At 63.0% G+C, this 13,193-nt stretch carries 13 protein-coding genes and 2 pseudogenes; 6 read left to right on the top strand and 9 right to left on the bottom strand.

What is annotated here, in order from left to right; genetic code table 11:
• Positions 1–88: 88 nt before the first annotated feature.
• The gene (locus GGD57_RS08705) at positions 89–1,147 is read right to left on the bottom strand and encodes a succinylglutamate desuccinylase/aspartoacylase domain-containing protein (RefSeq protein WP_184468772.1); all 1,059 of its coding nucleotides are present in this window, start codon (positions 1,145–1,147) and stop codon (positions 89–91) included.
• A gap of 91 nt (positions 1,148–1,238) precedes the next feature.
• Positions 1,239–1,847, bottom strand: coding sequence for a 2'-5' RNA ligase family protein (locus GGD57_RS08700; protein ID WP_184468770.1), 609 nt, complete (start codon positions 1,845–1,847; stop codon positions 1,239–1,241).
• A gap of 167 nt (positions 1,848–2,014) precedes the next feature.
• On the opposite strand from GGD57_RS08700, the gene GGD57_RS08695 reads away from it, so the two are divergent.
• Positions 2,015–2,578: a methylated-DNA--[protein]-cysteine S-methyltransferase gene (locus GGD57_RS08695; RefSeq protein ID WP_184468768.1), complete on the top strand. Its 564-nt coding sequence runs from the start codon at positions 2,015–2,017 to the stop codon at positions 2,576–2,578.
• A gap of 16 nt (positions 2,579–2,594) precedes the next feature.
• On the opposite strand, the gene GGD57_RS08690 is transcribed toward GGD57_RS08695, so the two are convergent.
• Both GGD57_RS08690 and GGD57_RS08685 read right to left on the bottom strand, forming a co-directional pair.
• The gene (locus GGD57_RS08690) at positions 2,595–3,329 is read right to left on the bottom strand and encodes an SDR family oxidoreductase (protein ID WP_184468766.1); all 735 of its coding nucleotides are present in this window, start codon (positions 3,327–3,329) and stop codon (positions 2,595–2,597) included.
• A 75-nt stretch (positions 3,330–3,404) separates the two neighbouring features.
• A pseudogene (locus tag GGD57_RS08685) lies at positions 3,405–3,680 on the bottom strand (Atu4866 domain-containing protein); the annotation flags it as partial.
• A 100-nt stretch (positions 3,681–3,780) separates the two neighbouring features.
• Between GGD57_RS08685 and GGD57_RS08680 the strand changes: the two are divergent.
• From GGD57_RS08680 to GGD57_RS08670, 3 genes are all read left to right on the top strand, one after another.
• Positions 3,781–4,677, top strand: a complete 897-nt coding sequence (locus tag GGD57_RS08680) for a LysR family transcriptional regulator (protein WP_184468762.1) — start codon at positions 3,781–3,783, stop codon at positions 4,675–4,677.
• Between the two features lie 142 nt (positions 4,678–4,819).
• Entirely contained in the window at positions 4,820–5,674 is an 855-nt protein-coding gene (locus tag GGD57_RS08675; protein ID WP_184468760.1) for an AraC family transcriptional regulator, read from the top strand.
• Between the two features lie 38 nt (positions 5,675–5,712).
• Entirely contained in the window at positions 5,713–6,258 is a 546-nt protein-coding gene (locus tag GGD57_RS08670; RefSeq protein WP_184468758.1) for a YbhB/YbcL family Raf kinase inhibitor-like protein, read from the top strand.
• A gap of 362 nt (positions 6,259–6,620) precedes the next feature.
• On the opposite strand, the gene GGD57_RS08665 is transcribed toward GGD57_RS08670, so the two are convergent.
• The 3 genes from GGD57_RS08665 to GGD57_RS08655 form a co-directional block, all read right to left on the bottom strand.
• Positions 6,621–7,151, bottom strand: a complete 531-nt coding sequence (locus GGD57_RS08665; protein WP_184468756.1) for a dihydrofolate reductase family protein — start codon at positions 7,149–7,151, stop codon at positions 6,621–6,623.
• A gap of 182 nt (positions 7,152–7,333) precedes the next feature.
• On the bottom strand, positions 7,334–8,236 hold the full coding sequence (locus GGD57_RS08660; RefSeq protein WP_184468754.1) for an MBL fold metallo-hydrolase: 903 nt from the start codon (positions 8,234–8,236) through the stop codon (positions 7,334–7,336).
• A gap of 55 nt (positions 8,237–8,291) precedes the next feature.
• A complete protein-coding gene (locus GGD57_RS08655; protein ID WP_184468752.1) occupies positions 8,292–8,924 on the bottom strand; it encodes a DsbA family protein in 633 nt (210 codons plus the stop codon).
• Positions 8,925–9,038: 114 nt separating this feature from the next.
• Between GGD57_RS08655 and GGD57_RS08650 the strand changes: the two genes are divergently transcribed.
• Positions 9,039–9,944, top strand: a complete 906-nt coding sequence (locus GGD57_RS08650) for a LysR family transcriptional regulator (protein ID WP_184468750.1) — start codon at positions 9,039–9,041, stop codon at positions 9,942–9,944.
• Positions 9,945–10,041: 97 nt separating this feature from the next.
• A pseudogene (locus tag GGD57_RS08645) lies at positions 10,042–10,910 on the top strand (AraC family transcriptional regulator).
• Between the two features lie 119 nt (positions 10,911–11,029).
• On the opposite strand, the gene rpiB reads toward GGD57_RS08645, so the two are convergent.
• Together rpiB and guaA are read right to left on the bottom strand one after the other, a co-directional pair.
• Positions 11,030–11,479 (bottom strand): ribose 5-phosphate isomerase B, encoded by a 450-nt coding sequence (rpiB, locus tag GGD57_RS08640; protein ID WP_184468748.1) that lies wholly within the window; start codon positions 11,477–11,479, stop codon positions 11,030–11,032.
• Positions 11,480–11,521: 42 nt separating this feature from the next.
• The gene (gene guaA, locus GGD57_RS08635) at positions 11,522–13,084 is read right to left on the bottom strand and encodes a glutamine-hydrolyzing GMP synthase (RefSeq protein WP_184468746.1); all 1,563 of its coding nucleotides are present in this window, start codon (positions 13,082–13,084) and stop codon (positions 11,522–11,524) included.
• Between the last annotated feature and the right edge of the window lie 109 nt (positions 13,085–13,193).

The raw sequence follows: 13,193 nt of genomic DNA, 5'->3' as shown, positions 1-13,193 counted from the left end.
TCCTGTGATGGCGGCGAGATAACATGGGCGAGGACCGGCGCAAACGTCCCGCGGCGTTTTATCCCGAGCGCGCCGATAACCCGGAGGCTCAATTCTCCAGAGTGCCGGCCTTGCGCGAGGCCTTGCTGGGATTGTCGCAAGCGATCTTCATCAGGTCGCCGCGCCGCCGCACCAGCCGGTCGGAGGTTCGGGTCAGGATCAGTCCGGCCTGCGGCGCATGCAGGTCGATGCCGCCGCCCGGCTGTCCCGGCCGGGTGACGATCGTCGCCAGAACGTCGCCTTCCGCAACTCTCTCGCCGATATTGCGATGGAAAAGCACGGCGCCGCCTTCGGGAGCGCGCAGGATCTCGACATTGTCGAGCGGCACGGCCGGCCCGGAAAATGCCGTTGCCGCCGTCTCGCCGCTGGCGATCCCCCGCGTCACGAGGAAACGCCAGAGCCCGTCCGCATCCTTCTTCGCCAGTGCCGGATCGACGTCGCGCTTGCCGCGCAGCTCGACGGTGACGGAAAGCCTGCCCGGCAACCGGGATCGGCGCTCGCCGGGAATTTCATATTTCCAGGCAAAGCCGACGGCCTCCTCGAAGGCCGAACTTTCGCCATCGGAAAGCAGCACGGCCTGCATGTCGAGCGCGGCGGCAAGATCGGCTGCCTCCGGCCAGAAGGCCTCGTCGATATAGGCATATTGCAGCGATTCATCGTCGCAATGCAGATCGAGCACGAGATCGGCGCCGAGCGCCATATGCAGGAGCTGCCGTTTCAACCTGTCGGTAGCCGGATAATCATCGAGGTCTTCGATCAGTGTGGCCCGGTCAGCAATGGAAATCAGCGGGAAATCCCGGTTGAAATTGGTGCGCGATCCCAGGTCGAAACGGCCTTGCAACTCGCCGAAATGCGATTGCGCCGCACCGATCGGATTGGCCTGCGGCACGATGGTGATATCGCCGACAATTCCGCCCTCGCTTTCCGCCTGCCGCAGCCTCTCGCAGAGGAAGTGCAAGGCCACCGTTCCCGGCAGCTCGCCGGCATGCAGTGCCGCCTGGATATAGACTTTCGCAGCCTTCGGATCGTGGCCGGCAAAACGCAGCACCGGCAGCCGCCACGTTGTTCCCGGCGTATCGCCCGGAATGATGATCTCTGAAACGTCCATGTTTTGTCTCGCTTGCAATCGAACAGCTTTTCCGAGTTTTACGCGTGGAAATCCGGCTCGCGCAAGCCGCGGTCGAGGGACATCGTTGCGATCAGCCGAGCAGCGGCCAACGATCGATGATGCGGTGTTCGGTTTTTCCGAGAAGGCTGTGAATGAGCAGGAACTCCTGTGCTGCCCATGAAACCGGCTTGTCGAGGCTCGCCGGCGGCACAGCCTTGCGGTCGTAGAGCAGCGTCATATGCGGCATGAAATGCGGGTCGATATTATGCGGCAATCCGGCATTGTGCATGCCGACCCCGAGCTGGACATGCAGTCGGGTGAGGGCTTTCCGCCCGCCTTCGCCATAGAGCACCAGAGGTCGCCCCTTGCCTTTCCGACCAAAACTCATGATCCTGTCGAAGGTGATCGTGATCGGCGCGCCCTCGACCGTGGCGCCGGCCTGGCGCGCCGCAAAGACCACGTCCTCCGGCAGCGCCTCGTAGTCGCCGATGCTGATGACGCTGATATGCAGCGTCGTCAGCCGCGGCTTTGCGGAAAGAGAAAAAGCTTTGCCATAGTCATCGGCGATCGAAGCCGCTGGCCGTTCGACGATCGCCGGAATGCCGATTGCGAAGAAAAGCCGGTGCCCGCCGCTGTGGCTTGCGCGCCGCCGCCCAGGCGGACTTTGACCATGATCGAAATCGAAGCAAATCTGGTTCATGCGCTGTCAGGTCGTCATGACCTACCTCGTCGTTCCCACGGGAGGAAAGATACGCCGGCCAAACAGAATGGCAAGAACAAAAAAAGAACGAGATGTGCAAGAAACGGGTTGAAACAGCGGTCGTCCCGTATGATTCTGGTGTAAATCGAAAACGCGGAGGCTGTGTCATGGCCGAGACGATACATCACTATCTCATCTTCGAAACATCAGGCGGTTTCTGCGGCATCGCCTGGAGCGACACCGGCATCGCCCGCTTCCAGCTGCCGACGAAAACTGCGGAAGCGACCGAACGGCTGCTGCTGCGCCGCCTGCCGGATGCCCAGCCCGGCGCGCCGACGCCTGGCGTGCTCGAGACGGTCGCGGCGGTGAAGCGCTATTTCCAGGGTGAGGAAACCGATTTTTCCGGCGTCGAACTCGATCTTGCCGGCCAGGATGACTTCTTCCGCAATATCTACGCGGCAGCCAGACGCGTCGGTTGGGGTCGCACGACCACTTATGGCGCGCTGGCGAAGGAGCTTGGCGTCGGGCCGGAAGCCGCCCGCGACGTCGGCCAGGCGATGGCGAAAAACCCGGTCGCCCTGATCATTCCCTGCCACCGGGTGCTGGCCGCCGGCGGCAAGATCGGCGGCTTCTCCGCTCCCGGCGGCTCGTCGTCGAAGGCCCGCATGCTGGAGCTCGAAGGTGTCAGCCTCGCCCCGCCGCCGCCCGCCCAGCAAACGCTGGGTTTCTAAGCGAAAGGCCGCCAGCTCAATGCGGGCTGGCTGTGGGCCGGATGATGATCTCGCTGACATCGACGTCATCGGGCTGGCTGATCGCGTAGAGGATCGAATTGGCCACGGCTTCCGGGCTGATCGTGACTGCCCTGAAAGCCTTCATGGCGTCCCGAGCTCTGGGATCGGTGATCGTCTCGGCCAGTTCCGAGGTCGTCGTGCCGGGAGAAATAACGGTGACGCGGATGTGATCGGTCTCCTGCCGCAATCCGTCCGAGATTGCCCGCACCGCGTATTTCGTCGCGCAATAGACGGCAGCCGTCGGCGAGACCCTGTGGCCGCCGATGGAAGACAGGTTGATGATCTGCCCCGATCCCTGCGCCTTCATGATCGGAAGAGCGGCTGCGATGCCGTAGAGAACGCCCTTGATGTTGACGTCGACCATCCGATCCCACTCCTCGACCTTGAGGGCATCGAGCGGCGAAAGCGGCATGACGCCGGCATTGTTGACGATGACATCAAGCCGGCCGAACTCGGATCTGGCAAAGCCGGCAAATGCTTCCACCTCAGAACGGTCGGTGACGTCAAGCTTTCGCAGGCGCACCCTCCCGCCCTTGGCTGCGATTTCGCCGGCGAGCGTCTCCAGCCGCTCGGTACGACGTGCGCCGATGACGATACGGGCGCCGGCCGCAGCCAGCACCCTTGCAGCAGCCTCACCGATGCCGCTGCTCGCCCCGGTAATGGCAACGACTTTTCCTTCGATATCAGACATTTCAAGCTCCATTGGTCTGTTGAGTGTTTTTTGGGCGGTCAGCTGGACGCGGCTTTCCTGCTTGAGATTGCCGCGTCAGGCGGCATGTCCCTTACGGCGAAACACCATGCCGCCATGATGCAGGGTGTTGCCGTCGACGAAATCGCCGTCGGCGGTGAAGCCGGTATCGTCCCAATATTCGATGTGGTTTCCTGTGACTTCGTAACGGCCTCGATAGGCGCTTTCTCGGTTGCCGCGGGCTTCGTCGTAACGGCCATCGGCCAGAAGTTCGTGGCGGATCCGGCCGTCATCCGTCACCCACATGCCGACATAGGGATGTTGCTGCATGATATTCTCGCTTGTTGATGCCTGGGTTCGGCCGTTGCTCGCTGTGACCGGACACAGAGATAACGCTTCCGGGCACGGCGATTAAGTTGCCAATCGAAGATGCCTTGGTTAGTAGTCCTAACCAATGGTCGATGATCTCGAAGGCATTTCGGTCTTTCTCGCCGTGGCGGAGGCGCTGAACTTCCGGCGCGCCGGCGAGCGGCTTGGCGTCACCCGCTCCGCCGTCAGCCAGGCTTTGCAGCGCTTGGAGGATCGGCTCGGCGTTGCGCTCGTCCAGCGCACGACGCGCAGCGTCAGCCTGACCGAAGCCGGCGAAGTGTTCCTCGCCGCGGTTCGCCCGTCGGTGCGCCAGGTCAGGGATGTTATGCAGACGGTTCGGGACATGCAGGCGCGCCCGAGTGGCCTGCTGAAGGTCACCGTCTCCTCGATCGCCGAGAGCTTTCTATCGGGCACCTTGCTGGCCGGCTTCATGCAAGCCTGCCCCGAGATCAAGCTCGATATCACCATCACCGATGATGAATTCGATATCGTCGAGGCCGGCTTCGATGCGGGTGTGCGGCTCGGCGAAGTGATCGAGCAGGATATGATCGCGATCTCGGTCTCCGAAGAGCAGCGGCAATGCGCCGTCGCGTCCCCCGCCTATCTCGAGCGCCGCGGCCAACCCCGCCACCCTCGCGACCTGCAGAACCATGCCTGCATCGGATGGCGGCCGCGCCCGGATACCGCGCCCTATCGCTGGGAGTTCACCGAGAATGACGGCGACTTCGACGTCGCAGTCGATCCCGCCGTCACCACCAACGATATGGGCATGATGATCCGCATGGCCTGTGCGGGAGCCGGCATCACCTTCGGCATGGTGGAAACCTTCGGACCCTATATCAAGCGCGGCGAACTCGTGCCGCTGCTCGAGGATTTCTGTCCGCCCTTTCCGGGCTTCTATCTCTATTATCCCAGGCGCCAGCGGCAGCCGCTGAAGCTGCGAGCGCTGGTCGATTATGTCAGCAGGTCCGGCAGGCGGTAGATGCGGACTGCGCCGGCCAATATTGCCGCTGGGACACGGTTTTGATATTTCGATCCGCACGGGGCAGCGAGGTGACGAGGCGTGTGTCTTGATGCCGGCGCTGGCGGTCGCCGCTCTGCTCCATCCTATTGCCGGAGAACCTATGCTCGACGACGTCTTTCCCATTCCGGCCAGGGCCTTGATCCGCCAGGGTGGACGCGCCTGTTTTTATCGTCTCGTTAATACGAGCCCCTTGTTGTTTCAGGTGCAATCGGGAACGAAGATCGTCATGGCGGATGATAAGCCTTTGCGCTTCGAGACAGGCGCCTATGGTTTGCTGCCGGATCATCAGCCGTTGACGATGGAAAATATTCCGAAGGCTCCGCAGAAGTACCAGACCTTGGCGCTTCCCATTCCCCGGCAAGTGTTCGAGGATGCCTACACAAGAATGGGATCGATTGTCGTTCCATCCCGACCGGTCTCGGCGAACGCCTCAAGCTTGCCGAAGGAGGCTGCGGCATTGTTCGACTATTGCTGTCAGCCCGGCAACCTGGCAAGCCTTCCCGGCCCCATCGTCAAGGCGCGTTTGATGGAGCTCGCCATCTGGTTTGCGCTATCCGGAGCCGTGCTCGGCCAAAGCCATAGCCCACGGCTGGAGGATCGGCTGAGGCAGATGATCGAAACCGATCCGGCCTTTGACTGGACGCTGGCGCATGCAGCGGGCGCGTTCAACATGAGCGAAGCGACCCTCAGGCGCAAGCTGGCGGCCGAGAAGACCGGTTTCAGCGAGATCTTGAGCGATACGAGAATGAATCGGGCCTTGGGGCTTATTCATACTACGACGTTGCCGATGGCGCAGGTTGCGCTGGAGGTCGGTTATGATTCGCCGTCGCAATTCTCAGCCCGCTTCAAGGAGCGCTTTGGCGTCAGTCCGCGCCATGTGCGGAGCGGACCTGAGAATTTTGAGCGGATCGGGGCAGAAGTTGAGCAGATCCGGGCAGATATACTCGCCCGCTGACGATAGGTCTCCTGCATCGTCAACCGCAGGAAAACAACATGCGTCTCATAACAGCAGCCCTTCTCGCCGCGTCGGTCTTCGGCGCTACCGCCGCACAGGCCGAAATGAAGCTTGCCTCGAAGGATTTGACCGCCGGTAAGGTCATGGCCGATGCGCAGGTCTTCAACAGCTTCGGCTGCTCGGGCAAGAATATTTCCCCGGAACTGGTGTGGTCCGGCGCTCCGGAGGGCACCAAGAGCTTCGCCATCATGGCTTACGATCCGGACGCTCCGACCGGCTCCGGCTGGTGGCACTGGTCGGTGTTCAACATTCCCGCGGATGCCTCGAAGATCGTCAACGGCGCAAGCGGCGACAAGAAGCTTCCGGCCGGCGCCGTGGAAGGTCACACCGACTTCGGCACGTCGGGATATGGCGGCGCATGCCCGCCGGCCGGCGATGCGCCGCACCACTACCAGTTCACCGTCTACGCGCTCAAGGTTGACAAGCTGCCGCTTCCTGATACCGCGCCGGGCGCCATGGTCGGCTTCTATGTCAGGGCAAATACCCTCGCCAAGGCCTCCCTCGAAGTCACCTATGGCCGCTGAAGCCGGATAAGGATCCGCAAGCATGAGGAAGGCCGGCCGTGGGGAGGGAACCTCGGCCGGCCAGCGCTCTGATGTTGTCCGTGGCAAGCGCGGCAGTCAAGTGAACCTCACTGAGGTGCCCCGCAGGGCCTCGAAGGACGCAGCGGATGCGCCGACATCGGACGTATGCCGACATCGGACGTATGCAAGTGCAGCGCTGCGGCATGTCCTTCGAGGCTTCGCTCTACGGCTACAAGGATGAGGGACGTTGGAGGACCGAGGCTTCCGTCTCGCCCGGCGAAGCCATCAGGAAGCAAGTCACGCCAACTCCACTCCCGTTCGCTTGGTTCTCATCGATCTCAACCAGTTCGCAACTCCTGAAATCAGGCCGGAACATAGGTCAGTTTGATCACATTCTCGTCGACCCGATCATGGCTCACAAGGCGCAGTGGCGGCCGGGGTCCCGCGAAATAGGGTTTGCCGTGGCCAAGCACGACGGGATGCAGGTAGATGTGATACTCATCGATCAGGCCGAGTTCGGTAAGGCTTTGGGCCATGTCTGGGCCGGCAACTTCGATTTCCCCGTCGTGCTCGGCCTTCAACGCCCGGATCGCGCCCTCGAGATCATCGCCAACAAGGCTGGCGTTGGGGCCGACCGACGTCAACGAGCGCGAGACCACCCATTTCGGCTGGTTCCGCCACGCCGCTGCGAAGGCCTGTTTCTCTACATCCCATTCGGGATGATCGTCATCCCAATAGCGCATGACCTCATATATTCGCCGGCCATAGATGCTGCCTGCCTGCCTCTGAGCCGTCTCGATGAAGTGGCGGAAGAGAGTGAGACTTGGCGCAAACCTCGTATGGTCGACGTAGCCGTCCAGCGACTGGTTCATCCCGAAGACGAGCTTAGCCATGCCAACTTCCTTTCCTGAACGGAGCATCCGCGTGAGTTCGGCTGCGCAGCGACAGGAAGAAGCTAGATCAACTGATTTTAATTTGCAATTGGTTCTGAACTGGGCACGAATGCCTGCCTAACTGATAGCGGCAGGCATTCGTTAAGCATCAATCCGCTTGCATCAGCGGATGCACCGGCAATTCAGCCCCACTTCATTTCGCCTTTGGCGACCTTCGAGCCGATATCGAGGGCGACACCCATGCCGAGGCCGGGGAAACGGGCTTCCATGGCCGCCTTCAGCGCGGCGGCGTCCGGGGCCTTGGCCAGCTCTTCCTCGAAGGCGAGGAGATAGGCCTTGGTGTGGGCGACACCGGAGAGGTCGGTCGCCGCCTCGGGCGTGAGGTGCCCGGGCACCACGACGGCCGGCTTGCGGGCCGCGATCTTGTCCAGCGTGGCGATCCAGGCGCCGCGCTGCTCTTTGGTCTGGGTGTCGGCCGTCCAGACGTGGACGCCGGAGAAGATCATCACACCGCCGAACACCGCCTGCAGCGACGGCACCCAGAGATAACGGCGGTTGGCGAGGCCGGCTTCGGCTGCGACGATCTCCACCGTCTCACCGTCGACGGTCAGGCCCGGGCCGTCGAAGGCTTCGGGAAGCACGATATCGGCAAGTGTCTGCGGGCCATTTTCTTTAAGCTGCGGTCCCCAGACCGCCAGCTTCTTCTCGACATTGCCCTTGATGGCATCGAGCGTATCGGATGCGGCAAGCACCCTGGTGCCGGGGAAGGCTTCGATAACCGGCTTCAGGCTGAAATAATAGTCCGGGTCCGACTGGCTGACATAGATCGCGGTGAGCTTCTTGCCGGTCGCCTTGATGGCGTCCGCCAGCGCCCGGCCGTCGGGATAGCTGAAGCCGCCGTCGATCAGCAGGGCTTCCGATGGACCGCTGACGAGGACCGGAGCGCGGAAGAAACCGTTGGGGCCGGCCGGGAAGTGCTTCCAGGACAGCTTCGATCCGGCGGCGTGGCCGAGATCTGCGGGCGCAAAAACGGCGCCGGCGCCAATGGCAAGAGTGGTCTTCATGATCTGTCTCCTCGAAAACATGTGGAACTCCAGGGAATGTGATGTGGGGATAGCTTCCTTGACGCAGAGGCGACGGTCAGGCCGCCCGCACCTCGGCAAGCAGAAGGTCGAAATGGCCGAACAGGGCATTGCCGCGCAGCAGTCGCCGCCCGGCGCCGTCGTCGAGCACAAGGGCCGGCACGCCGTCGACGCCGAAGCGCCGCATATCGGCACGGGCAGCGTCGATCCGTCGATGATAGGCTGCAAGAAGATCCTCGTCGGGTGAGCGGACGCGCCGGGCCTCGTCCTTGAGGCCGGCTTCTGCAAGCAGGTCGGCGACGACGGCGCGATCGGCGGTATCGCGGCCGTCCTCGTAGCGGGCGCGCTGCAGCCGTTTCATGATTTCGATTTCGCGGCCCGGCGCCTCGATGCCGGTCGCGACGATCCCGAGGGTGGCCGGCGCCGAATCGAACAGGGAGCCGATCGCGCCGAGAACCTGGCTGCGGTAGACCTCCGTGAACGGCTGTCCGGTGAGCCGGGCGATACGCTGGTCGTTTTGCCAGGCATAGGCCGCAAAGCCCGCATCCATCGATCGTGCCCCGGCCCCGGCGAAAAGCCCGGTGGGAGCGAGCTCCACCGTCACGTCCTCGACCGCCGCCAGGCGCTCGATGGCAGGGCCGGCGCCGTAACACCAGCCGCAAAGGGGGTCGAAAAGATAGGTGATCCGCATGTGCGCCTCCGAACTGTCTGGAAGAAGAAATAGCCTCATGCCGGACATGGATAAACAGCACTCAGTCTGACATACTGTAAGCCATAAGCTAACAATGAGGCGGTCAGCGCGAGCATGGAAGCGATCAATCTCAATCGGCTTGCCTATTTCGCGGCGGTTGTCGACACCGGATCCTTCACCAGGGCGGCTGACCGTCTGGGGATCACCAAGACGGTGGTCAGCCAGCAGGTCGCCCGGCTGGAAGCGGAACTCGAAACCAGCCTGCTGATCAGGACGACACGCCGGGTGGAGCCGACGGAGGCGGGCCGCATGCTCTACGCACGCTGCGTCATGATCCTTCGCGAAGCCGAGGACGCCGTCGACGAACTTTCCGAGGCCCGGGCCGAGCCGATGGGTGTGCTGCGCATCGCCGCGCCCCATGATTATGGCGCCTCGATGATCGCGCCGCTGGCGGCGGGCTTTTCCCGGCGCTTCCCCGCCTGCAGCGTCGACCTCGTTCTCTCCGATGCGAGGGCCGATCTCGTCGCCGATCATATCGACGTGTCGATCCGGGTCGGATGGCTCGACGATTCCAGTCTGCAAGCCAGGAGGATCGGCACATTCCGCCAGCGTCTGGTCGCATCCGCAAACCAGTTCGGGACGATCGCCGCCCGGGAGCCGGAAGATCTCGCAGCCTTGCCCTTCATTGCCAATGGCGCGCTGCGTGAGCCGCTGCTCTGGCATTTCGCCAGGGGAGATTTCGACCGCCGCACCGTCCGCATGCGTCAGGCGCTCACCATCAACACCACGACGGCCGTGCTGGCGGCAACGCTTGCCGGCGGCGGCCTGTCGGTGCTGCCGGATTTCCAGGTCGCCGACCATCTCGGCAGCGGCCGGCTCGTCGAGCTCCTGCCCGAATGGTCCCTGCCATCAGGCGGCATTCACGCCGTCTATCCCGCCGCCCGCTTCCGTCCGCCAAAAGTGACCGCCTTCGTCGCCATGCTGGTCGATGAAATCCGGCGTTCGGAAAGGAGCCGGTGAGACTGACAACTGCAGTGCCGCGGCGAAAAGCGCAAGATCGGTCGAGCGCTGTCTTGCCTGAGCGATCTAGTTTGAGCTGCCACGGAGACCAAGAGGAATGACCGCAGCGCTTCGGAACTATCATGAGCGGATGCAGCGGGTGCTGGACCATATCGACCGGCACCTCGATGACGATCTCGATCTTGATGGCCTGAGCGGTGTCGCGGCCTTCTCGAAGTTTCATTTCCACCGGCAGTTTACGGCGACCTTTGGATTGTCCGTGCATGGCTATGTCAGGCTTGCCCGCATGAAGCGGGCTTCATACCGGCTGGCCTACAGGGATGACGACCGCGTCACCGATATAGCGATGGATGCCGGCTACGCCGCACCGGATGCTTTCGCTCGCGCCTTTCGGCAAAGATTCGGGCAATCACCTTCGTCGTTCCGGAAGTCTCCCGACTGGGAGCCGTGGCTTGCGGCCTTCGGGCCTCTCGACAACGCCAGGAGCAAGCTGATGCAGAAGACTTTTACACCCAACGACGTGACGATCCGCGATGTGCCGCCCACGTCGGTGGCGATCATGCAGCATCGGGGTGACCCGGCGATGCTCGGCGCCACCATCCAGCGGTTCATCGCCTGGCGCAAGGCCGCCGGCCTGCATCCCAGGACAAGCCCGACCTTCAATGTCTGGCGCTCCGAGCGGCGCCCGGCGTCGCCGGCCGATTATAGCGTGGATCTCTGTGTCGGGACCGATCGGCCGATCGAGGTGGGCGAAGAGATCAAAGCCGGCGAGATCCCTGGCGGGCGCTGCGCGTCGTCGGCCACACCGACAATCTGGAGCCCGCGGCACTCTACCTCTATCGCGACTGGCTGCCGGCGAGCGGCGAGGAAGCACGCGATTTCCCGATCTATTGCCAGCGGTTGAGCTTCTTCCCGGAGGTGCCGGAGCATGAGGCGGTGGCCGAACTGTTTCTGCCGCTGAAATAGCGCCCTCTGACGGCGGCTTGTCCTCTTGAGTTGGAAGTGGGCAGGCCGTTGTCCACTCCAGACCGGCCAGGAGCTTGGGTCCTGAAACCATCTTCTCCCAAGGAAGAGGAAAAGCGAGGCTAACTTTCCAGCGCCTCGATCATCTCCACCCGCGTCGCATGCCGGCCGCCCTCGAACTGGGCGGACAGGAACGCGTCGACGATATCGAGCGCCAGCCCTTGGCCCACCACGCGCACCCCAATCGATAGCATATTGGCGTCGTTGTGCTGGCGGATCATGCGGGCTGAGAATGTATCGCTGCAGACCCCGCAGCGGATGCCCTTGACCTTGTTCGCCGCCATCATGATGCCCTGGCCGGTGCCGCACAGGATGATGCCGAACCGGCAATCGCCGGAGGCGACGAGCCGGGCTGCCGCTTCGCCGTGCTTGGGATAGGGTGTGCTCTCCGCCGTCATCGGTCCGATGTCGACGACGGTCCAGCCACGCGTCGCGATATGAGCGGCAATGGCCTGCCGCAGCTCAATGGCGGCGTGGTCGCTGGAGAGGACAATTCGGTTGCTGGCAGTCATGAAGAAGTCGTCCCGTTTCCAATAGGGGGATCAACTCACCCCTCACTCCCACTCGATCGTGCCGGGCGGCTTCGACGTGACGTCGTAGACCACCCGGTTGATACCGCGCACCTCGTTGATGATGCGGGTGGCTGCGCGGCCGAGGAATTCCATGTCGTAGTGATAGAAATCCGCCGTCATGCCGTCGACGGAGGTAACGGCGCGCAGTGCGCAGACGAATTCATAGGTGCGTCCGTCGCCCATGACGCCGACGGTCTGGACGGGCAGCAGCACGGCGAAGGCCTGCCAGATGGCGTCGTAAAGGCCGGCCTTGCGGATTTCGTCGAGATAGATCGCATCGGCTTCGCGCAGGATCTCGAGCTTTTCGCGGGTGATGCCGCCGGGGCAGCGGATCGCGAGGCCCGGACCCGGGAAGGGGTGGCGACCGATAAAGCTGTCGGGCAGGCCGAGTTCGCGGCCGAGCGCGCGCACCTCGTCCTTGAAGAGTTCGCGCAGCGGCTCGACGAGCTGCATCTTCATACGCTCCGGCAGGCCGCCGACATTATGGTGCGATTTGATCGTCACCGACGGGCCGCCGGTGAAGGAAACGCTCTCGATGACGTCGGGATAGAGCGTGCCCTGGCCGAGGAAATCGGCGCCGCCGAGCTTCTTCGCCTCGTCCTCAAAGGTTTCGATGAACAGCCGGCCGATGATCTTGCGCTTGGTTTCCGGGTCGGAAACGCCTTCGAGTTCGCCGATGAAACGGTCGGAAGCGTCGACATGCAGCAGATGCAGATTGTAGTGCTCGCGGAACATGGCGACGACGTTGGCCGCCTCGTCCTTGCGCATCAGCCCGTGGTCGACGAGGATGCAGGTCAGCTGGTCGCCGACCGCCTCGTGGATCAGCAGTGCTGCGACGGAACTGTCGACGCCGCCCGAAAGCGCGCAGATGACACGCTTGTCGCCCACCTGCTTGCGGATCTCGTCGACCGCCTTCTGGCGGTAGGCCGACATCGACCAGTCGCCCTTGATGCCGGCGACGTTATGGATGAAGTTGCCGATCAACTTGGCGCCGTCGGGCGTATGCACGACTTCCGGATGGAACTGCACACCGTAATATTTGCGCTTCTCGTCGGCGATGAAGGCGTAGGGCGCGTTGGAGGAGGTGGCGACCACCTCGAAACCTTCGGGCAGCGCCGTGACGCGGTCGCCATGGCTCATCCAGACCTGATGGCGCGAGCCAGAGGACCAGAGGCCCTCGAACAGCTGGCAGTCCTTGTCGACCTCGAGAAAGGCGCGGCCGAATTCGCGGTGATGGCCGCTCTCGACCTTGCCGCCGAGCTGCATGCACATCGTCTGCTGGCCGTAGCAGATGCCGAAGACCGGCAGGCCGCTGTCGAAGATGATCTGCGGCGCCCGCGGCGATCCCTCGTCCACCGTCGAAGCCGGGCTGCCGGACAGGATCACGGCTTTCGGTGCCAAGCGCTTGAAGCCCTCTTCGGCCGATTGGAAGGGAACGATTTCGCAATAGACGCCAGCCTCACGCACGCGCCGTGCGATGAGCTGGGTCACCTGGCTGCCGAAATCGACGATGAGAACGGAGTCGGGATGTGCTGTCTGGGTCATGGCGAGGCTTTAATGAAAAGCGCTTCGCCTGGCAATCCGGGAAATCGGCGGCATCGGGTTTTTATTGTTCCGATTGTCCCTCGCGCGCCTGAAAAGACGCGTGGCGACG

The sequence above is a fragment of the Rhizobium esperanzae genome (assembly GCF_014197615.1).
Taxonomy (GTDB): domain Bacteria; phylum Pseudomonadota; class Alphaproteobacteria; order Rhizobiales; family Rhizobiaceae; genus Rhizobium; species Rhizobium esperanzae_A.
The sequence above is the reverse complement of the archived record's forward strand: the minus strand, read 5'-3'. Positions and strand labels throughout refer to the sequence as shown.

Excerpts from the sequence above, each read along its gene's own strand:
- GGD57_RS08705 (WP_184468772.1), bottom strand. The coding sequence starts at position 1,147 with ATGGACGTTTCAGAGATCATCATTCCGGGCGATACGCCGGGAACAACG.
- GGD57_RS08700 (WP_184468770.1), bottom strand. The coding sequence starts at position 1,847 with ATGAACCAGATTTGCTTCGATTTCGATCATGGTCAAAGTCCGCCTGGG.
- GGD57_RS08695 (WP_184468768.1), top strand. The coding sequence starts at position 2,015 with ATGGCCGAGACGATACATCACTATCTCATCTTCGAAACATCAGGCGGT.
- GGD57_RS08690 (WP_184468766.1), bottom strand. The coding sequence starts at position 3,329 with ATGTCTGATATCGAAGGAAAAGTCGTTGCCATTACCGGGGCGAGCAGC.
- GGD57_RS08680 (WP_184468762.1), top strand. The coding sequence starts at position 3,781 with ATGGTCGATGATCTCGAAGGCATTTCGGTCTTTCTCGCCGTGGCGGAG.
- GGD57_RS08675 (WP_184468760.1), top strand. The coding sequence starts at position 4,820 with ATGCTCGACGACGTCTTTCCCATTCCGGCCAGGGCCTTGATCCGCCAG.
- GGD57_RS08670 (WP_184468758.1), top strand. The coding sequence starts at position 5,713 with ATGCGTCTCATAACAGCAGCCCTTCTCGCCGCGTCGGTCTTCGGCGCT.
- GGD57_RS08665 (WP_184468756.1), bottom strand. The coding sequence starts at position 7,151 with ATGGCTAAGCTCGTCTTCGGGATGAACCAGTCGCTGGACGGCTACGTC.
- GGD57_RS08660 (WP_184468754.1), bottom strand. The coding sequence starts at position 8,236 with ATGTTTTCGAGGAGACAGATCATGAAGACCACTCTTGCCATTGGCGCC.
- GGD57_RS08655 (WP_184468752.1), bottom strand. The coding sequence starts at position 8,924 with ATGCGGATCACCTATCTTTTCGACCCCCTTTGCGGCTGGTGTTACGGC.
- GGD57_RS08650 (WP_184468750.1), top strand. The coding sequence starts at position 9,039 with ATGGAAGCGATCAATCTCAATCGGCTTGCCTATTTCGCGGCGGTTGTC.
- rpiB (WP_184468748.1), bottom strand. The coding sequence starts at position 11,479 with ATGACTGCCAGCAACCGAATTGTCCTCTCCAGCGACCACGCCGCCATT.
- guaA (WP_184468746.1), bottom strand. The coding sequence starts at position 13,084 with ATGACCCAGACAGCACATCCCGACTCCGTTCTCATCGTCGATTTCGGC.